This is a genomic window from Mycobacterium bulgaricum (assembly GCF_041287165.2).
In the GTDB taxonomy this organism is placed as follows: domain Bacteria; phylum Actinomycetota; class Actinomycetes; order Mycobacteriales; family Mycobacteriaceae; genus Mycobacterium; species Mycobacterium bulgaricum.
In genome coordinates, this window is record NZ_JBGGKV020000007.1 from 61,907 (window position 1) to 82,682 (window position 20,776).

Consider the following 20,776-nt stretch of genomic DNA (forward strand, 5'->3'; position numbering starts at 1 on the left):
GTCCGGAGTCATCAGACGGAGCGCTGCGCGGGTTGGCCACCGACCCATTATCTGACGGGCCGCTAGGCGCGCACTGTGCCGTTCCTATGCGCCAGCTGTGAAGAGATCGTCATACCCGATGCTGAACGCCCCCACAGCTGGCCCACATCTACGGCGGCCAGTCTGGTGGCATGACCACCGAGCATGGCCCCGACGACACGGTATGGGGCACCGCGCCTGTCGAACCGAAAGCCTGGGGACTGCGCGAAACAGTGATGGCCGTCGGTATCGCCGCGGTGATCGCCGGGCTGGGGGGCGCCGCGGTCTACGCAGCCACCGGTGACTCGTCATCGCAGTTCTCGGGGCCGCCACCGCACGGGCCGGGGATCGGCGGCGGTACGCAGCACGATCCACCGGTGCACGGCCAAATCGTCGTCGCCGACGGTTCCGGCGGGTTCATCACGATGATCAGTCAATCCGGGATCATCACCGCCACGACGCCGGACTCCCTTACGGTACGCAGCGAGGACGGGTTCACGCAGACCTGGGCGACGTCGCCAGGCCAGGGGTCGCGATTCGACGTGGACGACAGCGTCATGGTCCAGGGCCGGCAGGCCGCAGCGGAAGCCACACCGACGGTGACCGAGGTACTCGACCCGCTGCGGATGCCCCGATCGGCCGCGCCTGGCGGGCTGTAGCAACACGCATCTCCTAACCTGGGGCGCATGCAACCCCACGGCGGAAGCGCCGGATGACCCGCTTCCTCGCGCGCCGGTTGCTGAACTATGCCGTCCTCCTGGGGCTGGCATCGTTTCTGACGTTCGCCCTGACCTCGCTCGCGTTCTCGCCCCTGGACAGCCTGCTGGAGCGCAATCCGCGACCGCCGCAGGCCGTCATCGACGCCAAAGCCGCCGAGCTCAACCTCGACAAACCCATCCCGATCCGATACGCCGATTGGGTGTCCGGCGCCGTCCGCGGCGACTTCGGGACCACCGTCGCAGGCCAACCGGTGTCCGACGAACTGTGGCGCCGCATCGGGGTGAGCCTGCGGCTGGTGATCATCGGCTCCATCGTCGGCACTTTCCTCGGCGTCGTGGCCGGTGCGTGGGGCGCGGTCCGGCAGTACCGACTCTCCGACCGCGTCATCACCACGTTGGCGCTGCTGATCTTGAGCACGCCGACGTTCGTGATCGCCAACCTGCTGATTCTGGCGGCGCTGCGGGGCAATTCGATCCTCGGGATGCAGGTGTTCGAGTACACCGGCGAAACGTCCACCGATGCCGTCGGCGGGGCGTTCAACCAATTCGTCGACCGGCTGCAGCACCTGGTGCTCCCGACCCTGACGCTTGCGCTGGGCGCGATCGCAGGGTTCAGCCGCTATCAGCGCAACGCAATGCTCGACGTGCTCGGCCAGGACTTCATCCGCACGGCCCGCGCCAAGGGGCTCACCCGACGGCAAGCACTGTTCCGGCACGGCCTGCGTACGGCATTGATCCCGATGGCGACGCTGTTCGCCTACGGGGTCGGCGGGCTGTTCACCGGCGCGGTGTTCGTCGAGAAGATCTTCGGGTGGCACGGCATCGGTGAGTGGTTCGTGCAGGGCATCACGACGCAGGACACGAACATCATCGTGGCCATCACGGTGTTCACCGGCGCGACGGTGCTGCTGGCCGGACTGCTGTCGGACGTGTTGTATGCGGCGCTGGACCCGCGGGTGAGGGTGGCGTGACCGAGCAACAAGAATTCGTCTCGCGGCGCACGCTGGTGTGGCGGCGGTTCCTGCGCAACCGCCCCGCGGTGGTATCGCTGTTCGTGCTCGCCGCGCTGTTCATCGCTTGTTATGCGCTGCCGCCGCTGCTGCCCTACTCACACACGGATCTCGACTACTACGCCTTGCAGCAGCCACCGACCACGACGCACTGGTTCGGCACCAACGCTCTCGGCCAGGACGTGCTGGCCCAGACGCTGCGCGGAATGCAGAAGTCGATGCTGATCGGTGTCTGCGTGGCATTCCTGTCCACGTTGATCGCGGCGACGGTGGGTGCCATCGCGGGGTACTTCGGGGCATGGCGCAACACGGCCCTGATGTGGGTCGTGGATCTGCTCCTCGTCATTCCCGGCTTCCTGCTCATCATGATCGTGACGCCACGCATCAGGGGATCGAGCACCGAGCTCTGGCTGATTCTGCTGCTGGCGGTCTTCAGCTGGATGATCAGCGCCCGCATCGTGCGGGGTCTGACAATGAGTCTGCGTGAACGCGAATTCGTCACCGCCGCAAGGTACATGGGTGTCAGCAACTGGCGGATCATCGTCCGGCACATCATCCCCAACACGGCGTCGATCCTGATCATCGACACCACGCTGAACGTCGGCCTGGCGATCCTCGCCGAAACCAGTTTGAGCTTCCTCGGCTTCGGCGTGCAGCCCCCCGATGTGTCGCTGGGCACGCTGATCGCCGACGGCACCCGCTCGGTGACGACGTTCCCGTGGGTGTTCCTGTTCCCGGCCGGCGTGCTGGTGCTGATCGTGTTCTGCGCCAACCTCGTCGGCGATGGACTGCGCGACGCGCTCGACCCTGGGGTGCGGCCCGCACGCAGCCGGAAGCGGAGCCGCTCGTGAGCCTGCTCGAGGTGCGCGACCTGCACGTGACCTTCCCCACGGAGAACGGTCAGATCCCCGCGGTGCGCGGCCTCGACTACCACGTCGACTCCGGCGAGGTCGTCGCGCTGGTCGGCGAATCAGGTGCGGGAAAGTCAGCGGGCGCCATGGCCGTCGTCGGCCTGCTGCCCGAGTACGCCGACGTGTCGGGCTCGGTGCGGTTGCACGGCGAAGAGCTGCTCGGGCTCGGCGACCGGCAGATGTCCCAGATCCGCGGCGCCAAGGTCGGTACGATCTTCCAGGATCCGATGTCGGCGCTGACGCCGGTCTACACCGTCGGCGACCAGATCGCCGAAGCCCTCCGGATCCATCAGCGCAACATCGACGCGCGGTCAGCACGCCGCCGCGCCATCGAGTTGCTTGAGCTCGTCGGCATCGCACAGCCCGAGCAGCGCTCCAGGGCGTTCCCGCACGAGATGTCCGGCGGCGAGCGTCAACGCGTCGTCATCGCGATCGCCATCGCCAACAACCCCGACCTGCTCATCTGCGACGAGCCGACCACCGCGCTGGATGTAACCGTGCAGGCCCAGATCCTGGATGTGCTGCGCACGGCCCGTGACGTCACCGGCGCCGGAGTGCTGATTATCACCCACGACCTCGGGGTGGTGGCCGAGTTCGCCGACCGCGCACTGGTGATGTACGCGGGCCGGGCCGTCGAGACCGCCCCTGTCGCCGACCTGTACCGAACCCGCCGAATGCCCTACACCGTCGGGCTTCTCGGCTCGGTGTCGAGGCTCGACGCATCCCAGGGGGCGCGCCTGGTGCCCATCCCTGGCGCTCCCCCGTCGGTGTCCGCGCTGCCGCCGGGGTGCCCGTTCACTCCACGCTGCCCGCTGGCCATCGACGAATGCAGCACTGCGGAACCGGAATTGGCGCACGTCGGCCCGAATCATCGGGTCGCGTGTATCCGCAGCGAACATGTCCAGGGCCGCAGCGCGGCCGAGATCTACGGAGTGTCCACGGATGCGCCGCCGCAATCGCTGACAACCGATGACTCCGTCGTCCTGCGCGTCACCGACCTGTCGAAGACCTATCAGCTGACCAAGGGGATGGTGTTCCGGCGCCGGATCGGGGAGGTGCGGGCTGTCGACGGCATCAGTTTCGAGCTACCTGCGGGCCGAACCCTCGGCATCGTGGGCGAATCGGGCTCGGGCAAGTCGACCACGCTGCACCAGATCCTGGAGTTGAAGCCCCCGCAATCCGGCTCGATCGAGGTGCTCGGCCATGACGTCGCGTCGCTGGACCGTGCCGGACGCCGTGCTTTGCGCGGTGACCTGCAGGTGGTTTTCCAGGATCCGGTGGCAGCACTGGACCCTCGTCTCCCTGTTTTCGATGTGTTGGCAGAACCGTTGCAGGCCAAGGGTTACGACCGCGCACAGATCCGCGAGCGGGTCGGCGAGCTACTGACCGTGGTCGGGCTGCGCCGCGAGGACGCCAGCCGGTACCCGGCCGAGTTCTCCGGCGGGCAGAAGCAGCGCGTCGGAATTGCGAGGGCGCTGGCGCTGCAACCCAAGATCCTGGCCCTCGACGAACCCGTGTCGGCTCTGGATGTGTCGATCCAGGCCGGCATCATCAACCTTCTGCTGGACCTGCAGGACCGCTTCGGGCTCGCCTATCTGTTCGTGTCGCACGACCTGTCCGTGGTGCGCCACCTCGCCCACCGGGTGGCCGTGATGCACAAGGGTGTCATCGTCGAGCAGGGCGACAGCGACCGGGTGTTCGAGGACCCGCAGCACGAATACACCCGCCGCCTGCTCGCCGCGGTTCCCCGCCCGCCACGCGATCCCGGTTAGAGTCATTGCGCATGAGATACCGAGCATCCGTGTCACGTCTGTTCGCCGCCGGACTGGCGGCGGCACTCGTCCTGGCCGGTTGCTCCAGCGGAACGAACGAGGTCCCCTCCGCCGGCGGCAACGCCGAACTGGGCGCCACCGCCGACATCAACCCGCAGGACCCGGCCACCTTGCAGCAGGGCGGCAACCTGCGGCTGGTGCTGACCGGCTTCCCACCGAACTTCAACTACCTGCATGTCGACGGCAACCTCGGCGAACTGGGCAGGATGCTGCGGGCGACGATGCCGCGAGCGTTCTTCATCAAGCCCGACGGGGAGATGACGGTCAACACCGACTACTTCACCAGCGTCGAGCTGACCAGCACCGAACCTCAGGTTGTGACGTACACGATCAACCCGAAGGCGACCTGGTCGGACGGGGCTCCGGTCACGTGGGAGGACCTCGCCGCTCAGATCAACGCGACCAGCGGCAAGGACAAGCGGTTCCTGTTCGCCTCACCCAACGGCAGCGAGCGGGTCGCGTCGGTCACCAAGGGTGTCGACGACAGGCAGGCCGTCATCACGTTCGCGAGCCACTTCGCGGACTGGCGGGGCATGTTCGCGGGCAACGCCATGCTGGCGCCGAAGGCCGTGACGTCCGATCCCGAGGCGTTCAACAAAGGCTTTCTCAACGGGCCTCCTCCCTCGGCGGGACCGTTCATCATCACCACGGTCGATCGCGGCGCGCAGCGAATCGTCCTGAGCCGCAACCCGAAATGGTGGGGTACCCCCCCGGTGCTGGACACCATCACGTACTCGGTGCTCGATGATGCGGCCACCATCCCCGCGCTGGAGAACAACGCTGTCGACGCCGTCGCGCTGGCGTCGCTCGACGAACTGGAGCGGGCCCGGCGCACGCAGGGCGTCTCGATTCGCCGCGCTCCGGCGCCCAACTGGTATCACTTCACGATCAACGGGGCGCAAGGTGCGCTGCTGTCGGATCCGGGACTGCGAACAGCCCTCACGAAGGGCATCGACAGGCAGGCCATCGCAGCAGTCACGCAGCGCGGGCTTGCCGACAACCCGGCGGCGTTGAACAACCACATCTACCTGGCGGGCCAGGAGGGGTACCAGGACAACAGCATCGGCTTCGACCCTGAGGCAGCCAAGCGCGAGCTGGATGCGCTCGGGTGGACATTGAACGGTCAGTTCCGCGAGAAGGACGGCAAGCGGCTGACGATCCGCAACGTCTTCTACGACGGACAGAGCACCCGCGCGGTCGCGCAGATCGCGCAGAACCAGCTGGCGCAGATCGGCGTCGACATGCAGCTGGTTCCGGCCGCGGGCGGCAGCCTGTTCACCGACTACGTCACCCCCGGCAATTTCGATATCACCCAGTTCGCCTGGGGCGGTGACGCTTTCCCGTTGGCGAGCCTCACACAGATCTTCGCTTCCAACGGCGAGAGCAACTACGGCAAGATCGGCAGCCCGGAGATCGACGCGAAGATCGAGGAGACGCTCTCGGAGCTGGACCCGGCCAAGGCGCGCACGCTGGCCAATGAACTGGACACGATGATCTGGACGGAGGGCCACAGCCTGCCGTTGTTCCAGGCGCCCGGAAACGTGGCGGTGCGCAGCAATCTCGCCAATTACGGCCCGGCCGGCATCGGCGACATCAACTACTCGGCGATCGGCTTCATGAAGTAGCCGAGTCGGCGATCTGGTGCACGGCCTTCGGCACCACTCCCGGCACCGCCGACTCGGCGCGGGCCGCCACAGCGATGGCCCGCACCAGCAGCCGGACTGTGAGGTTGGCGGGCAACGCGTCGAGTTCTGCTGACCGGGACGGAAGTTCGTGTATCCGGCCGGCCCTGATCGCCGCGCAGATCTCCAACGCGGCCTGCTCGCGGGTGTCGAGGATGCTGTGGCCGGCCGTCGGCAGGTCGACGAGTACGGAGTCCGGGATGAGGTCGGCGATGCGACGCGCCACGTCGGGCGGCGTGGTCAGATCCCGACCTCCCGAGATCACCGCCGTGGGCCACGCGAATCCCGGCATCGTGGACGGCAGGTCGTACGGCTCGGCGACGAATTCGACATCGCCGGAGGCCATTTCGCGAAAAGCGACCGCCGGGTCGAGCGGCCCGCCGTCGGGCACAGCGCCGTAGTTCAACTCGCGGTAGGCGATGCGCTCCACCAGATCCGGCTCATGGTGGTACGGCGTCTTGCGCTCCAACAGCTTGCGGGTGCCGAGGCCGACCGCCGCCCACAACAGATCGCGGCCCGCCAGCAGCAGGTCGAGTTGGCGACGCAGGACATCGGGGCCGGCTGCGCCGTACATGTCGCCGATCAACTGGACATCCTTGGACGACAGCACGCCCTCGGCGGCCAGCCGTCGCACCCGCGAGGCCAGGTCGGCGCTGCCGGGAACGGCGCCATCCCACAGCACCTTGCGGGTCTGCGCGCGAACGACATCGATGTCGTCGGCCGACAGCAGCGGCGAGTCCAGCACCATCGCGTGCACGCGGCCCGGGTGCCGCACTCCCATGCCTGCCGCCAGGTAGGAGCCGTACGAGGTGCCGTAGACGACGGCCTTGTCCACCTGGGCGTCGTCGAGCACCGCAGCGATGTCGTCGACCGCGGCGTCGACGGTCAACGCCTCCGGCGGCAGGTCGTTGCCGGCGTCGTCGTGGCGGGACAGGCCGACACCGCGGTGTTCGACCATGATGACGTCGAGCCCGGAGACGGCGGCACGTCTGCGGAACGCCCGGTAGAGCGCGATCGACGCCGCGCCCGGCCCGCCGGGGACGACGACGAACGGGTGCGGCGACTTCCGGCCCGTCCGCACGTAGAAGACGTCGAATCGCGCGTCTCCGCCGAGGCGGATCGGCCTGCGCACCGGCCGCACCCCCGGCAGCGCCGCGAGCTTGTCATGCGCCCGGCGACGCCGGGCATTCATCGTCATCACCGCACATTGTGCCCCGCGCGCCATCGCCCGGCACGCGACACCGTCACCCGGCGACCAGTTCGATGTGCCGCGCCGTTCGGACGTCGGCATAGCGCTGCGGGCTGCACGTCAAGATGATGACCTGCCCGTCACCTGACACGGCGTCGAACACCTCGGCCATCTTCGTCAGCCGGTCGGCGTCGGTGAATCCCAGCGCGTCGTCGATGACCACGGGGACACTGTCCTCTTTGGCGACCAGCGCCGCGCTCGCGAGACGGGCGACGATCCCCAGCTGCTCCTTGGCACCTCCGGAGAGCGACTCGTAGGGCACCGTGCGTCCGGAAAGCGTGCGGTGGCCGATGCACAACGCACTGTCGACGTCGACCTCGAAGGTCTCCCCGAACACGATGCGTCCCAACCGTTCCACCTCACCGCGGTAGGGATCGACGTAGCGCTGCCGCATTGCGTCGCGGTGTCTGCCCATGACCGACCTGAGCAGCTGCGCGGCCCGCGCCCGGCGCTGCACCCGGATGAACTCGGCCTCGGCCCGCTCGCGTTCGGTCTCGGCGGCATCGAGGCTGCCCTTGCGACCCTCGGTGCCGAACACCTTCAACTGCGCGGCGACCTCCCGCAGCGCTTCCGTCACCGCTTCGCGCCGCACGGTGACCACCCGGGCACTGCGCTCTGCGTCGGCCAGCGCAGCCGCCACTTCCGCCGGGTGGTGCCGCGCCAGATCCTCGCCAAGCTGCGCGACCAGCGCCGCGGCGCTGCCCGCCGACTCCGCATCGGCCTCGGTCTTCACGGCCAGTTCGTCGTCACCGATCGCCTCCCGCTGCTCGGCGAGACGCCGGCTCACAGCGGTCAGTTCGGCCTGCGCGGACTGCAGCTTCTCCATGAGCCGCGCGCCGTGCAGTTCCCGTTTGGCGAGCAGCTTGCCTGCCTGGTCGGCGACCTTCGCGTGAGTCTCGCAGTCGCGGACGGCTTCCTGGTTCGCGGCGATGGCTTCGATCAGCTCGAGACGCTGCGCACCGGGGTCCGTCGATTGTCCGGTGGCGGGATCGAACAGGCCGTCGTCAGCGGGCAGACGGGCCGAAACGGCCGCCAGCCGTTCGCGCAGCTCGTCGGCGGAGTCATCGCCGGTCAGCGCCTCAAGAACAGCCCGCACCTGCCGACGGGCCGCCTGCAACTCCTGCCTGCGCAGATCGAGTGCCCGGGCCGCGGCGAGATCGGCGACGCCGGCCTGCTGCAGGGCATCGGCGAGCGCGGCTGTCGCCGTGTCGAGCTTCGCCTTGGTCGCGGTGGCCGATGCACCGGGCACAACCCGCATCGACAGGGCACCCGGCACGTCGAAGCCGGTCTCGGAGGAGATGCCTGCCGACCACGTGTCACCGGCGCTCAGCGTCACGACGTCGTCGCCGATGCGGATCTCCACCTCGGCGGCAGCCGCCAGTTCGATGTGCGCCGAGGTCTGCTCGACGGCGGCCGCGGCGCGGTCCACGGCGGCCGCAGCCTCTTCGACCGTGGCCATCAGGGTGTCGGTCAGCGCGATCGACGCGAGTTCGCGCTGCACAGCCGCGAACTCGCGCTGGTGCCGTTCGAGGGTGGCGAGTCTGCCGGTCAGGCGGTCCACTTCTTCGCGGTCGGCCAGCCGTTGCACCGCACTACGCGCCGCGTCGACACGCTCCTGACTGGCGGCGACAACCGTCTTGGCGTGCTCGGCCGTCTCGTCGGCAGCCACCTTCATCTCGCGCGCGGTGTCGAGATCGTCGGTAGCGATGTCGCATTCGGCCTTCAGCCGCTCGATCACCGCCGTGCGCTCGTCGATGTCCGCACGGGTCCTGCGCCGCTCGGTGAGCGCGGTCTGCGATGCGAGATGAGTGGACGCCGCGGCTTCGGCACGGGCGGTCGCCCGGTCGAGCTCGCCCTGCAGTCCCGCCACCTCCTGCGCGGCGTTCGTCGCCGTCGCCAATCGCTCTGCGGCAGCGGCGCTTTCGTCGCTGACGACGGCGAGGTCCGCGGTCAGCGTGGCGTGCCTGCGGGCGGCGTCCTCGACTTCGGCCACCGCAGCCGCACAGCGGGCCACGTCCTGATCGGCGTTCTGCAGGCGGGTGGTCGCGGCGGCCCATTCTCCGGTGGGCCGCCCAGTGGAGGTGAAATAGCGTCGGAACTCCGCTTCGATGCGGTCGACGAGAAGGCTGTCCGCCGCACCGCCCGGGGTCGGATCGTCGTCGACCTCACCGGCGACCACATCGAGCGCCCGCGACAGCGCGTCGCAGCTGGAGAGATCCGCGGCCGTCGTGGCTGAGGACTGCAGCACCCGCTGCGCCTGCCACAGGTCGAGGTCTACAGTTTCGGCGAGCATCGCCCGCACCCGCTCGTGCGCCTCGTCGCCGGTGAGCTGTTCGCGCTTCGGTGTGACGACCGTCAGCTCCGTCTCCGGCTTCTTGTGGAACCGCTTCCGATACACGAACCGGTAAGGGCCGGCGGAGATCTCGGCTGTCACCTCGGCTCCCACGTCGGCGTGGGTGGGCTTGACCTGCTTGACCTCTTTCTTCGACGAGCGGTCCTTGGACTCCAGCAGCAGATCCAGCGCCTCGAGCATCGAGGACTTGCCGACCTCGTTGGCACCGCTGACCACCACCACGCCGCGATCGGGAAACTCGATGTCGCGGTGGGTGATTCCGCGGTAGTTCGTCAGAACCAGACGATGCAGTTTCACGCCGCCCCTCCTTCGGCCAGCCGCAGCAGCAATGCGAGCGCGGCGCGGGCGTCCTCGGCATCGTCACCCGCCGAACGAGCCGTGCCCACCAGCTCTTCGACAGCGGCCGCGGCGAACCCTCCGATGCCGAGGTCGTCGAACTCCCCGTCGGCGGGCATCACCGCGATGTCGGTCTGCTTGTCCCACGGCACGAGCGCCGCGAACAATCGCGCGTACCGGTCCAGGCAGGTGTCCAGCGCCGCCCGGTCCGTGACCGTCAGCGAGCCGGTGAGCCCCAGCCGGATCACCGTGCGCTCCTTGTCCGGCATCTGATCGAGGTTGATGTCGAGGTCGGCCACGTCTCGGCTGTTGTCCACGGAATGCCGCAGCGACATGAATCGCCAGGCGCCGACTCGGTGCGCCTCGACATGTACCGGGCGTCCGTCGCCCGAGTCCTCGATGTCCACCGCGAGCACATGGCCAGGATCGGGCTCGATGTCGTCGTAGTTCGTCACCTCCGGCGAACCGGAGTACCAGATGCGCCCTGTCGAACCCACGCTCATGCGGGAGTGCTTGTCCCCCAACGCGACATAGTGCACTGCACCCCGCGCGATGGCGGCTTCCACTGCGGTGAGCCCGATGAGAGACGGCCGGTCTTTGTCCGGCACCAGGATGTCGACGGCGCCGTGGCCGACGACGATGCGCGTGACACCGTCGGCGGGCAACCCTTCGAGCACCTCGGCGACGAGATCGGTGGTGGGGGCCTTGGAAAACCACGGTGCGGCAACGAGTTGCAGACCCGGCCGCACCTCATGCACACCGGGGGTGCCGAGCACGATCACATTGTCTGGCTTCTCGGACGCGAACAGCGCGCTGGTGTACACCGACGACGCGTCGAGCGGATCGTGATTGCCGGGCAGCAGGTACACCGGCACCTTGATGCCGCGCATCACCTCCAACGCGGTGCTGACCTCGCGCGGGGCGAGCTGGTTGTGCTCGAACACGTCACCGGAGACCACCACGAACTCGGCGCCGAGGTCGGCGGCCAACGGCCCCAGGGCGGCCACGGCGCCACGCCTCGCAGCCGAATAACGTGGCTGCGCATCCCCGTTGAGGTAGTGACGGGTCATTCCGAGCTGCCAGTCAGCCGTGTGGAGAAATCGCATCTCAGCCCGTCCTTCCCGTCAGGTTCCCTGGATGCCCTCGTTTCCGCAAGGGCATCGCTACTGTAGGTCCGGCCCCCGACAAGTCCGTGGACGCGCACCGGCATGCCCTACGGTTAATGGGATGAGCGACCGATACCGCACCCTGCTGTTGCTGCGCCACGCCAAGTCGGACTATCCGGACGAGGTGTCCGACCACGACCGCCCCCTGGCGCCGAGAGGGGTCAAGGAGGCCGCGCTGGCCGGCGATTGGATCAGGGCCAACGTCGATGGTGTCGACGCGGTGTTGTGTTCCACCGCGACTCGCACGCGGCAGACGCTGGAGCGCGCCGGCATCACCGGCGCCGTGGAGTTCGTCGACCGGATCTACGACGCGACACCGGGGGTCGTCATCGAGGAGATCAACGGAGTTCAGGCGCGCTTCGACAACGAGGTCTCCACGCTGCTGGTCGTCGGGCACGAACCGGTGATGTCCTCGCTGGCACTCGGGCTGGCAGACGAGGCGTCCAGCAACGGTCCTGTCGCCCAGAAACTTTCGGCGAAATTCCCCACGTCGTCGGTCGCAGTGCTGCGCTCCACGTCACCCTGGGATCAGTGGGCGCTGCGCGGCGCGGAGCTCGTGGACTTCCATACCGCCCGCTAGGCGCGGGTGGCGAGCGTGAGCTCCATGAGCTTGATCGCCATACCGCAGGCGTCCATGCCGGGCGTCTGGGGATTGACCCACCAGCCGACGACGCCGGCGGCATCGCTGGCCACACCGCACGCGCCGTTGGGGTCGTTGGGGCGCATCACGAACGACTCGATACCGGCGACCGAGCGATTCTCGATCTGATACTGGAGCTGCTCGGCGACGCTGCGCTCGTTGTCGAGGCTGCCCGTCTCGAACCAGAAACGGGTGATGTCCACCAGCCCGGCCGGGTTGGCGGCCTGCCAGCGGCAGATCGCGCCGACGAACGTGCTCTGGATGTCGAGCGGATCGGCGCCCACCGTCTCGGCGAGGATGTCCTCGGTCAGGACATCGCACTCTTTGAGCAGGTTCGGGTACTTGCGCTCCGAGTTGTCGTTGCGGGGGACATCACCGGAACCTGATTTGGCTGCGGTGCCTTCGACCGTCTGGGTGCAGCCGGTCAGCACGACCAGGCCGGCCATCGCAGCGATCGCTCCCGAGAGCAGGCGACGGGTCATTTGGAGTTCACAATCGACTGGCGGGTGAGTTCCTTGGCCACTTCGCAGGCGTCCGGGTAGGGCGGCTGCGAATAGCTGATCGACCACTCGATGAAGTCGTCGCCGAACTGGATGCCGACCTCGCAGAGGTTCACGCCGACCTTCGGGTCAGGGTCCTCGTTGATACCGACGAAGCCGTCATGGCCCTCGATGTTGAGATCCTCGACGCTGGTGCGCGACAACTCCATGGTCTTGCGCTCGCGGCCGATGGGGCTTCCGCGGAACCACGAGAACGAGAAATGCGGACCCACAATGGACCCTCCGGACAGCCATTGGCAACCGACTGAGGTCTTCGCGGTGTTCACCAGACCGGGCACCTCGGTCAGCTGCGCGATCGTCTCGTCGCTGATTCCACCGCACTCGGGGAAGAACGGGCCGTGCGAGACGTTCTGCTGCGGCGCTTCCGTGGACGGCACAGACGGGCCCTGCGGCTCGGAGTCCGAACACGCTGCGAGCACCGGAATCAGGGCTGCAGCAGTAACAGCCAGGGCCCGGCGCACGCGAGGAGCGCAAGCCGGCGCCGGCGGCCGGCGATGCGTGCGGTAGCTCGGGGTCACGCCATGCACTGTAGCGGCAGCCCTGGGCGTCAACCACCGACATGCCGATTGACCAGCCCATTTATCCGATTCTCAGGTGCGGCGACCGCACAGCCGCACCGCCACCGGATGTGCGACAGTAGCGGGATGCTCTGGGGCCTGCTCCGGCGGTACGCACGGCCGTATCGCGCACTGCTGGCGGTGGTCGCGGCGCTTCAGGTGGTGAGCACACTGGCGACGCTGTACCTGCCGACGGTCAACGCGGCGATCATCGACGACGGCGTCTCGCAGGGCGATCTGGGCCTCATCGTCGAACTCGGCGGGGTGATGCTCGCCGTGACCGCCCTGCAGGTCCTGTGCGCGGCTGGCGCGGTGTACTTCGGCTCCCGCGCCAGCATGAGCGTCGGCCGCGATCTGCGTTCAGACCTGTTCCACCACATCACCGGGTTCTCGGCGGAGGAGACGGCGCGCTTCGGCGCCCCGTCGCTGCTCACCCGGACCACCAACGACGTTCAGCAGATCCAACTTCTCGTCCAGCTGACAGCCACGATGCTGATCACCGCGCCGATCATGTGCGTCGGCGGCATCTTCATGGCAATCCACGAGGACGCGGGCCTGTCGTGGCTGCTGGTCGTCAGCGTGCCGTTGCTCGCGGGGACGAACTACTGGATCGTCACCCGACTGCTGCCGATCTTCCGGCGGGTCCAGGGCCAGATCGACGGGATCAATCGCGTCATGCGCGAGCAGCTGACGGGCCTGCGGGTGGTGCGGGCGTTCGCGCGGGAACCGTTCGAGCGCAACCGCTTCGCCGAAGCCAACACCGCGCTGGCGGGCAGCGCCCTGGAGGCCGGGCGCTGGCAGGCGCTGATGCTCCCGGTGACCACTCTGGTCATCAACGTTTCCAGCGTGGCGCTGATCTGGTTCGGTGGCCTGCGCATCGACGCCGGCCAGATGCAGGTCGGCTCGTTGATCGCGTTCCTGGCCTACTTCATGCAGATCCTCGTCGCGGTGCTGATGGCGACGTTCATCCTGGTCATCATCCCCCGTGCCTCCGTGTGCGCGGAACGGATCACCGAGGTGTTCACCACCGAACCCGCCATCACCACCTCGCCGTCGGCGGTGTCCCCCGAGAAGGTCGCGGGCGAGATCCGTTTCGACGGTGCCACGTTCAGCTATTCAGGCGCCGACCGCCCTGTGCTGCAGGAGGTCTCGTTCACGGCGCGGCCCGCAACGACGACGGCGATCGTCGGGTCCACCGGCTCGGGAAAATCCACTCTGATCTCCTTGATCTGCCGGCTCTACGACGTGACCGCCGGTTCGGTCAGCGTCGACGGCGTCGACGTGCGTGAGTTCGACATCGAGACGCTGTGGGCGGCCATCGGACTGGTTCCGCAGCGCGGCTACCTGTTCTCGGGCACGGTCGCCGACAACCTGCAGTTCGGCGCCGCCCCCGGAACGGTCGCGACGGAGGAGGAGATGTGGGAGGCGTTGCGGGTGGCGTGCGCCGACGACTTCGTCGGGGGCCACCCTGACGGTCTGTCGCTGCGGGTCGCCCAGGGCGGGATGAACTTCTCCGGCGGGCAGCGTCAGCGTCTCGCCATCGCCCGTGCCGTGATCCGCCGTCCGGCGATCTACCTTTTCGACGACTCCTTCTCCGCGCTCGACGTGCACACCGACGCGCGCGTGCGGGAACGCCTGCGAGAGGCGTCCGAGTCTGCGACGGTGCTGATTGTCTCGCAACGCATTTCCACGGTTGCGACCGCGGATCTGATCGTCGTCGTCGACGACGGCCGGGTGGTCGGAACCGGAACGCACGATCAGCTCCTCCAGACGTGTGACGCCTACCGCGAGTTCGCGGACTCGCAGTCGGTGCCGGTCGGGGAACGATGAGCGGACCGTTGGCACGTGGGATCCGGATGGGCGAACCGCCGCAGGCCCGTTCTCGTGACTTCAAGGGCTCGGCCGTCCGGCTGCTGAGACGCCTGACCCCGCAGCGCGGCATGACCATCGCGGTGATGGTGTTGGGCGTCGGCGGCATCGCGGTCGGCGTGGTGGGACCGCGCATTCTGGGACACGCAACGGATCTGCTGTTCAACGGGGTCATCGGCCGCGGGCTCCCGGCAGGCCTGACCAAGGAACAGGCTGTCGAGGCGGCACGGGCGCGCGGCGACGGCACGTTCGCCGACCTGCTGTCGGGCATGAACGTCGTGCCGGGTCAGGGCGTCGACTTCGGCGCCGTCGCCCGCACGTTGATGCTGGCGCTGGCGCTGTATCTGGTTGCCGCGCTGATGGTCTGGGTGCAGGCCCGGCTGCTCAACGTCGTCGTCCAGCGCACGATGGTGTCGTTGCGTGCTGACGTCGAGGCCAAGATCCATCGACTTCCCCTGCGCTACTTCGACTCCCGGCAGCGGGGCGAGGTGCTCAGCAGGGTGACCAACGACGTCGACAACCTGCAGCAGTCGCTGTCGATGTCGATCACCCAGCTGCTCACCTCGGTGCTGACCGTGGTGGCGGTACTCGTGATGATGTTGACGATCTCACCGCTGCTGACTCTGCTCACCGTGGTGACGGTGCCGTTGTCGCTGTGGGTCACCCGTTCGATCGCGAAGCGGTCCCGCAAGCTGTTCGTCGCGCAGTGGGCCAACACCGGGAAGCTCAACGCGCACATCGAGGAGACCTACAGCGGGTTCACGGTCGTCAAGACGTTCGGTCACCGCGCCCGTGCCGAGGACCAATTCCGCGAGCTCAACGACGACGTCTACCACGCCAGCTTCGGCGCCCAGTTCCTGTCCGGGCTCATCTCCCCCGCGACGATTTTCATCGGCAACCTCAGCTATGTGGCGGTAGCGGTTGTGGGGGGTCTCCAGGTCGCCACGGGCCAGATCACCCTCGGAAGCATCCAGGCGTTCATCCAATACGTGCGTCAGTTCAATCAGCCGCTGACCCAGATCGCAGGCATGTACAACACGATGCAGTCCGGGATCGCCAGCGCTGAACGGGTCTTCGACCTCCTCGACGCCGAGGAGGAGCCGGCCGATCCCTCCCGCGAGTTGCCCGCGGGCGATGACCGCCGAAGTGGGCGTGTGGAATTCGATCGGGTGTCGTTCGGTTATCAGCCGGGCGCCCCGGTGATCGAGGATCTCTCCCTGGTCGCCGAACCCGGAACCACCGTCGCGATCGTCGGCCCGACCGGGGCGGGCAAGACGACGCTGGTGAACCTGCTGATGCGGTTCTACGACGTGGACTCGGGACGCATCCTGCTCGACGGTGTCGACATCTCGTCGGTGAGCAGGAGCTCGCTGCGCTCCAGGATCGGGATGGTGCTGCAGGACACCTGGCTGTTCGCCGGGACGGTCTACGAGAACATCGCCTACGGACGCCCCGGGGCGGGCTATGACGAGGTGATCGAGGCAGCGACGGCCGCGTACGTGGACCGGTTCGTGCACACCCTCCCAGACGGTTACGAGACCCGGCTCAACGACGGCGGCACCAACATCAGCGCCGGGGAGAAGCAGCTCATCACGATTGCACGCGCGGTGCTGGCCAGGCCGCAGCTACTGATTTTGGACGAGGCCACTAGCTCGGTCGACACGCGCACCGAGGTGCTCATCCAGCAGGCGATGCGGACGTTGCGCCGAAACCGGACGAGTTTCATCATCGCGCACCGGCTTTCGACGATCCGGGACGCCGACGTGATCCTCGTGATGGAAGCGGGGAAGATCGTGGAGAGCGGCACGCACAGTGAGCTGTTGGAGCGCCGAGGCGAGTACTGGACGATGGTCAACCGCTAGTTAGGCAGAACGCCTAATTCCGTTCTGCGGACGGCCGCGCGGCGCTCGGGCACCATGGCGGCATGACCCGGACAGTGCACACCTTCTGCCGGTACTGCCTGGCCTCGTGCGGCGTCGAGGTGACGGTCGAGGACAACCGCGTTCTCAAGATCTCGGCCGACAAGCAGAACCCGCACAGCTGGCACGACTTCTGCGCCAAGGGCCGCACCGCGGGGCAGCTCGTCGAGCACCCCCGCCGGATACTCACCCCGATGCGCCGCGTCGGGGACACCTACGAGGAAGCCACCTGGGACGACGCGATCGCCGACATCGCAGCCAGGATGAACGCTGTCATCGACGCCGACGGTCCCGATGCCGTCGGACTCTATTACGGCAATCCTGCGGGCTTCTCGTCGTCGAACATCATTTTCATGAACGGCTGGCTCGATGCGGTCGGCACGCACAGCCGCTACTCCGTCGGCTCGATCGACCAGAACGCGATGCACGTCGTCGCGCAGGCCATGTACGGGTCGATCCTGATGGCACCGGTCTCAGACATCGACAATTGCGACTACTTCCTGCTCGTCGGGACCAACCCAGCCGTCAGCGCCTGGAACTGGTTGGAGACCGTGCCGGGAGGCTGGCGACGCGCCTTGGCGCGACAGGCGCAGGGCGCCACGATCGTCGTCGTCGATCCGCTGCGCACCGAATCGGCGGCCAAGGCCGACGTGCACCTCGCGGTGCGGCCCGCCCAGGACTGGGCGCTGCTGCTGGCGATGGTGAAGGTGATCCTCGACGAGGGCCTGGAGGACGTCGAGGACTGCGCCGAACTCGCCGACGGCGTCGAAAGGCTGCGGGAGCTCGTCGCCAGTGCCGACCTCGACGACCTCGCCCGCCGCTGCGATCTCGACCGGGGCCGGATCGAGAAAGTGGCACGGGATTTCGCAACCGCACGCGCGGCGATGGTGGTCACCCGCACCGGCGTCTCGATGCATCTGACGGGCACCGTGGCAGAGTGGCTGGGCCACGTGCTGAACGTCATCACGGGGCGAATGGACCGGCCGGGTGGCCGCCGCTACGAACCGGGCTATGTGGACGCGATCCGCATGTCGGGCATGGTCAAGAGCAGCCCGCACCACAACCGCCTGTCGGGCAGGGCGATGGTCGCAGGTGCCCACGCACTGTCGGAGCTTCCCGACGAGATCATGACGCCGGGGTCGGGCCAGATCCGGGCCATGGTCATCAACTGCGGCAATCCGGTGGTATCAGGACCGGACGGCGCCAGGCTCGACGAAGCGCTGGCACAGTTGGACCTGCTGGTGGCCATCGATTTCGTCCAGCGGGAGAGCCACCGACACGCGCACTGGCTGCTGCCGGCGGTGCACTGGCTGGAGCGCGACGATCTGCTGGCCTTCACCAGCAACATGCACGACGAGCCCTATCTGCATTACGGCGCCAGGGCCGTCGATCCGCCGCCCGGCGCGCGCCAGGAATGGCGGATCTTCGTCGATCTCGCGATCGCGATGGGCAGGCCGATGTTCCGCGCGAAGGGTCTCAACGGTTTCATCAAGGCCACCCGCCGAGCGGCGCGTCTCACCCGGAAACCGGGCCTGGAGTTCAACCCGCACTGGATCGACCGACTGGTGGTCGCGACGGGCCGGAAGTTCAACGGCCGCAGAATCTCCTGGCGTGAGGTGATGGCACACCCGCACGGGTGGGTGTTGGGACCGCGGGAGTTCGGCCATTTTCGGGACGCGCTACGCACACCCGACAAGAAGGTGCGGGTGGCGCCGCTTGAATTCGTCTCGCGGGCAGAAGAATTGCTCGCCGAACCTGCGCCGCGGCCGCCCGTCGACTATCCCTTCCAGCTGGCAAACCGAAGGCACCGACATTCGATGAACTCGTGGCTCAACGATCTCCCCAGCCTGCACCCGTCCGGCAAGGGCACCGAGGTCGTCATCCATCCCGACGACGCGTCCCGGCTGGGTATCGGCGACGGCGACCGCGTGAGAGTTCACTCCCCCGTCGGCGCCGTCGAGCTGACGGCGACGATCTCCGATCAGCCGCGCCCCGGCGTCATCGTCATCGACCACGGTTGGGGGTCAAGGGTTTTCGATCCCCGCGGCGGCTCCGCTCCTGAGTCCTTCGGCGTCAACCGGAACTTGCTGGTCGATGCCGGCCCGGTCGATCCACTGTCGCAGACGGCGGCGCTGAACTCGTCGTACGTCGCCGTCGCGCGGGTCTGACTAGAGCTGCGGGCCCTCCGTGCGCAGGTCGTCGACCTCGCGCATCGCGTCGCGTAGCTTGCCGAGCCACTCGTCGGCATGCTCGCCGACCAGCCGCACCGACCACACGAGCGCATCGGACCGGGACCGGGCGACGCCTGCGTCCACGAGTGTGTCGAGCACCTGCCGTTCGGGCTGGCGCAGCCGCGTCATCACCGGAACGGCCAGATGGGTGAACAGGATTCGTTCGTATTGCGCATCACCTGCGCCCACCGGGACGTCCAGGCCCCAGGCGACCTTGCGGCCGTACCGCGCCTCCGCCTCGTCGGCGATCTGCATGCGCTCGGCGCGGGTCTGCTCACGGAAGCGGGCGGCTCGTCCGGAGGCGCGTGCCTCGCTTTCGGGGTTCTCGGACTCGGGGAGCCGGCCGATCACGGTGATCTCTTCGCGGTCGATGATGACCTGGGGGTCTCCGGCAAACCAGCTGTCGGGGAGGCGGCCCGCGATCCAGTCGGGGGCATCGGTGGCGTCGGGTTGGTCGGCTTGCTGCCAGCCGCCGGCGCGGCTCGACCGTCGGCTGTAGGAACTATGTCGCATGATTACATGCTTACACTGTTACAGCATCCCCGGGGCGACGTTCGCCCCGAGCAGAATTCAACTGTTTCTAGCCGCGCTTGAGCAGTGTCGCAGCACCGCCGCCGAGCACGGCGGCGACCAGCAGCACCATGGCCCAACCCGGGCCCAGCAGCCACCACACCAGCCCGATCCCGAGGATGACCGGCGACAGCGCGAACAGAACCATGCCGGGGTGCTGCTTGATGACCGCGAGCGCGCCCTGGGCGCGCTGCCGGTCGATTTCCTTGGCCATCTCACCAGAATGCCAGCTGACCGGCGGCCTTGCGCCGCATAGGGTGTAGCCCGACAAACTCGCTAAAGGAGGCGGCGATGACAGGACCTGGCCAGGGCAGTTGGCAGCCCGACCCCGAGGGGCGGTTCGACTACCGGTGGCACGACGGACAGCAGTGGACTGATCAGGTGTCCCAGCAGGGTCAGGTGCAGCGTTCGCCACTCGGCGGGCCCCCCGCCCCGCAGGCGCAGACGCAGCAGGCCCAACCGCTCGGTGGCGCCGACGGATTCTCCGGCATCAGTGGGGATCTCGTCGACGGACGCTTCAGCGAGAAGGAAGCCAAGCCGATCGCCAATCAGAACGCGAAGCTTCTCCGGGTGCGGCTCGGCGAACCGTTCATGGCGCGTCAAGGTTCGATGGTGGCCTATCAGGGCAATGTCGACTTCGCCTACGAGGGCAGCGGAGCGTCGAAGTTCATCAAGAAGGCCCTCACCGGTGAGGGCCTGCCGCTGATGCGGTGCTCCGGGCAGGGTGACGTGTTCCTCGCCGAGCGGGCCTTCGATGTCCACCTGCTGAACCTCGACAACTCCGGTCTGTCGATCAGCGGTAAGAACGTGCTGGCATTCTCGTCGAGCCTGGACTGGAACGTCGAGCGGGTGAGGGGCGGCAGCATGGTCGCCGGCGGGCTGTTCAACACCACGCTGCGCGGAACCGGTTGGGTGGCGCTGACCACCGACGGCGCCCCGGTCGTCCTCAATGCCGCCGAGGCTCCGACATTCGCCGACACCAACGCGATCGTCGCATGGTCGGCAAACCTGCAAACGCAGCTGAAGACCAGCTTCAAAGCGGGCGCGCTGATCGGCCGGGGTTCAGGCGAGGCGATGCAGGTGTCGTTCTACGGCAACGGGTTCGTGATCGTGCAGCCGTCCGAGGGAATTCCCGTCACGCCGACCGCGTAGCG

The 20,776-nt window shown here is 67.8% G+C and carries 17 protein-coding genes; 10 read left to right on the forward strand and 7 right to left on the reverse strand.

Features of this window, described 5'->3' with window-relative positions:
• Window positions 1-170 precede the first annotated feature (170 nt).
• From ACAG24_RS19045 to oppA, 5 genes are read left to right on the forward strand one after another with little or no spacing between them, the layout of a single operon-like run.
• Window positions 171-677, forward strand: coding sequence for a hypothetical protein (locus ACAG24_RS19045; RefSeq protein WP_370474845.1), 507 nt, complete (start codon window positions 171-173; stop codon window positions 675-677).
• 53 nt (window positions 678-730) lie between these two features.
• Entirely contained in the window at window positions 731-1,708 is a 978-nt protein-coding gene (gene oppB, locus ACAG24_RS19050; protein WP_370474846.1) for an oligopeptide ABC transporter permease OppB, read from the forward strand.
• Complete coding sequence (gene oppC, locus ACAG24_RS19055) at window positions 1,705-2,598, forward strand: oligopeptide ABC transporter permease OppC (RefSeq protein WP_370474847.1); 894 nt, start codon at window positions 1,705-1,707, stop codon at window positions 2,596-2,598. The genes oppB and oppC overlap by 4 nt, the downstream gene beginning before the upstream one ends.
• A complete protein-coding gene (oppD, locus tag ACAG24_RS19060; protein WP_370474848.1) occupies window positions 2,595-4,430 on the forward strand; it encodes an oligopeptide ABC transporter ATP-binding protein OppD in 1,836 nt (611 codons plus the stop codon). The genes oppC and oppD overlap by 4 nt, the downstream gene beginning before the upstream one ends.
• Before the next feature lie 11 nt (window positions 4,431-4,441).
• Complete coding sequence (gene oppA, locus ACAG24_RS19065) at window positions 4,442-6,115, forward strand: oligopeptide ABC transporter substrate-binding protein OppA (RefSeq protein ID WP_370474849.1); 1,674 nt, start codon at window positions 4,442-4,444, stop codon at window positions 6,113-6,115.
• Here the strand turns inward: oppA and ACAG24_RS19070 are convergent.
• Genes ACAG24_RS19070 through ACAG24_RS19080 form a run of 3 tightly spaced genes read right to left on the reverse strand, consistent with a single transcriptional unit; the run spans window position 6,105 to window position 11,216 of the window.
• Window positions 6,105-7,370, reverse strand: coding sequence for an alpha/beta fold hydrolase (locus ACAG24_RS19070; RefSeq protein ID WP_370474850.1), 1,266 nt, complete (start codon window positions 7,368-7,370; stop codon window positions 6,105-6,107). The two genes, oppA and ACAG24_RS19070, sit on opposite strands and share 11 nt — an antisense overlap.
• Before the next feature lie 46 nt (window positions 7,371-7,416).
• On the reverse strand, window positions 7,417-10,071 hold the full coding sequence (locus ACAG24_RS19075) for an AAA family ATPase (RefSeq protein WP_370474851.1): 2,655 nt from the start codon (window positions 10,069-10,071) through the stop codon (window positions 7,417-7,419).
• The gene (locus ACAG24_RS19080) at window positions 10,068-11,216 is read right to left on the reverse strand and encodes a metallophosphoesterase family protein (RefSeq protein WP_370474852.1); all 1,149 of its coding nucleotides are present in this window, start codon (window positions 11,214-11,216) and stop codon (window positions 10,068-10,070) included. The genes ACAG24_RS19075 and ACAG24_RS19080 overlap by 4 nt, the downstream gene beginning before the upstream one ends.
• 121 nt (window positions 11,217-11,337) lie before the next feature.
• On the opposite strand from ACAG24_RS19080, the gene ACAG24_RS19085 reads away from it, so the two are divergent.
• Complete coding sequence (locus tag ACAG24_RS19085) at window positions 11,338-11,856, forward strand: SixA phosphatase family protein (protein ID WP_370474853.1); 519 nt, start codon at window positions 11,338-11,340, stop codon at window positions 11,854-11,856.
• On the opposite strand, the gene ACAG24_RS19090 is transcribed toward ACAG24_RS19085, so the two are convergent.
• Complete coding sequence (locus ACAG24_RS19090) at window positions 11,853-12,398, reverse strand: DUF3558 domain-containing protein (RefSeq protein WP_370474854.1); 546 nt, start codon at window positions 12,396-12,398, stop codon at window positions 11,853-11,855. The two genes, ACAG24_RS19085 and ACAG24_RS19090, sit on opposite strands and share 4 nt — an antisense overlap.
• Window positions 12,395-13,003 carry a DUF3558 domain-containing protein gene (locus ACAG24_RS19095; RefSeq protein ID WP_370474855.1) on the reverse strand — a complete coding sequence of 203 codons (609 nt, stop codon included), beginning with the start codon at window positions 13,001-13,003 and terminating at the stop codon, window positions 12,395-12,397. The genes ACAG24_RS19090 and ACAG24_RS19095 overlap by 4 nt, the downstream gene beginning before the upstream one ends.
• A gap of 117 nt (window positions 13,004-13,120) precedes the next feature.
• Between ACAG24_RS19095 and ACAG24_RS19100 the strand changes: the two genes are divergently transcribed.
• The 3 genes from ACAG24_RS19100 to ACAG24_RS19110 all read left to right on the forward strand — a co-directional run bounded on the left by ACAG24_RS19100 (window position 13,121) and on the right by ACAG24_RS19110 (window position 18,989).
• Window positions 13,121-14,863: an ABC transporter ATP-binding protein gene (locus tag ACAG24_RS19100; RefSeq protein WP_370474856.1), complete on the forward strand. Its 1,743-nt coding sequence runs from the start codon at window positions 13,121-13,123 to the stop codon at window positions 14,861-14,863.
• Window positions 14,860-16,764: an ABC transporter ATP-binding protein gene (locus ACAG24_RS19105; RefSeq protein WP_370474857.1), complete on the forward strand. Its 1,905-nt coding sequence runs from the start codon at window positions 14,860-14,862 to the stop codon at window positions 16,762-16,764. The genes ACAG24_RS19100 and ACAG24_RS19105 overlap by 4 nt, the downstream gene beginning before the upstream one ends.
• Window positions 16,765-16,826: 62 nt before the next feature.
• Entirely contained in the window at window positions 16,827-18,989 is a 2,163-nt protein-coding gene (locus ACAG24_RS19110; protein WP_370474858.1) for a molybdopterin-containing oxidoreductase family protein, read from the forward strand.
• Here the strand turns inward: ACAG24_RS19110 and abmR are convergent, their stop codons facing one another.
• On the reverse strand, window positions 18,990-19,565 hold the full coding sequence (abmR, locus tag ACAG24_RS19115) for an ATP-binding transcription factor AbmR (protein WP_370474859.1): 576 nt from the start codon (window positions 19,563-19,565) through the stop codon (window positions 18,990-18,992). It lies immediately after the preceding gene.
• 67 nt (window positions 19,566-19,632) lie between these two features.
• Complete coding sequence (locus ACAG24_RS19120; protein ID WP_370474860.1) at window positions 19,633-19,836, reverse strand: hypothetical protein; 204 nt, start codon at window positions 19,834-19,836, stop codon at window positions 19,633-19,635.
• 77 nt (window positions 19,837-19,913) lie between these two features.
• Here ACAG24_RS19120 and ACAG24_RS19125 point away from each other — a divergent pair, with 77 nt between their 5' ends.
• Window positions 19,914-20,774, forward strand: a complete 861-nt coding sequence (locus ACAG24_RS19125) for an AIM24 family protein (protein WP_370474861.1) — start codon at window positions 19,914-19,916, stop codon at window positions 20,772-20,774.
• The last annotated feature ends 2 nt before the right edge of the window (window positions 20,775-20,776 follow it).

What these genes read in the sequence shown, in the direction of transcription:
- oppA (WP_370474849.1), top strand. Translation starts at nt 4,442, where the DNA reads ATGAGATACCGAGCATCCGTGTCACGTCTGTTCGCCGCCGGACTGGCG.
- ACAG24_RS19125 (WP_370474861.1), top strand. Translation starts at nt 19,914, where the DNA reads ATGACAGGACCTGGCCAGGGCAGTTGGCAGCCCGACCCCGAGGGGCGG.
- ACAG24_RS19045 (WP_370474845.1), top strand. Translation starts at nt 171, where the DNA reads ATGACCACCGAGCATGGCCCCGACGACACGGTATGGGGCACCGCGCCT.
- oppB (WP_370474846.1), top strand. Translation starts at nt 731, where the DNA reads ATGACCCGCTTCCTCGCGCGCCGGTTGCTGAACTATGCCGTCCTCCTG.
- abmR (WP_370474859.1), bottom strand. Translation starts at nt 19,565, where the DNA reads ATGCGACATAGTTCCTACAGCCGACGGTCGAGCCGCGCCGGCGGCTGG.
- ACAG24_RS19085 (WP_370474853.1), top strand. Translation starts at nt 11,338, where the DNA reads ATGAGCGACCGATACCGCACCCTGCTGTTGCTGCGCCACGCCAAGTCG.
- ACAG24_RS19100 (WP_370474856.1), top strand. Translation starts at nt 13,121, where the DNA reads ATGCTCTGGGGCCTGCTCCGGCGGTACGCACGGCCGTATCGCGCACTG.
- ACAG24_RS19080 (WP_370474852.1), bottom strand. Translation starts at nt 11,216, where the DNA reads ATGCGATTTCTCCACACGGCTGACTGGCAGCTCGGAATGACCCGTCAC.
- ACAG24_RS19090 (WP_370474854.1), bottom strand. Translation starts at nt 12,398, where the DNA reads ATGACCCGTCGCCTGCTCTCGGGAGCGATCGCTGCGATGGCCGGCCTG.
- ACAG24_RS19105 (WP_370474857.1), top strand. Translation starts at nt 14,860, where the DNA reads ATGAGCGGACCGTTGGCACGTGGGATCCGGATGGGCGAACCGCCGCAG.
- ACAG24_RS19070 (WP_370474850.1), bottom strand. Translation starts at nt 7,370, where the DNA reads ATGACGATGAATGCCCGGCGTCGCCGGGCGCATGACAAGCTCGCGGCG.
- ACAG24_RS19120 (WP_370474860.1), bottom strand. Translation starts at nt 19,836, where the DNA reads ATGGCCAAGGAAATCGACCGGCAGCGCGCCCAGGGCGCGCTCGCGGTC.
- ACAG24_RS19110 (WP_370474858.1), top strand. Translation starts at nt 16,827, where the DNA reads ATGACCCGGACAGTGCACACCTTCTGCCGGTACTGCCTGGCCTCGTGC.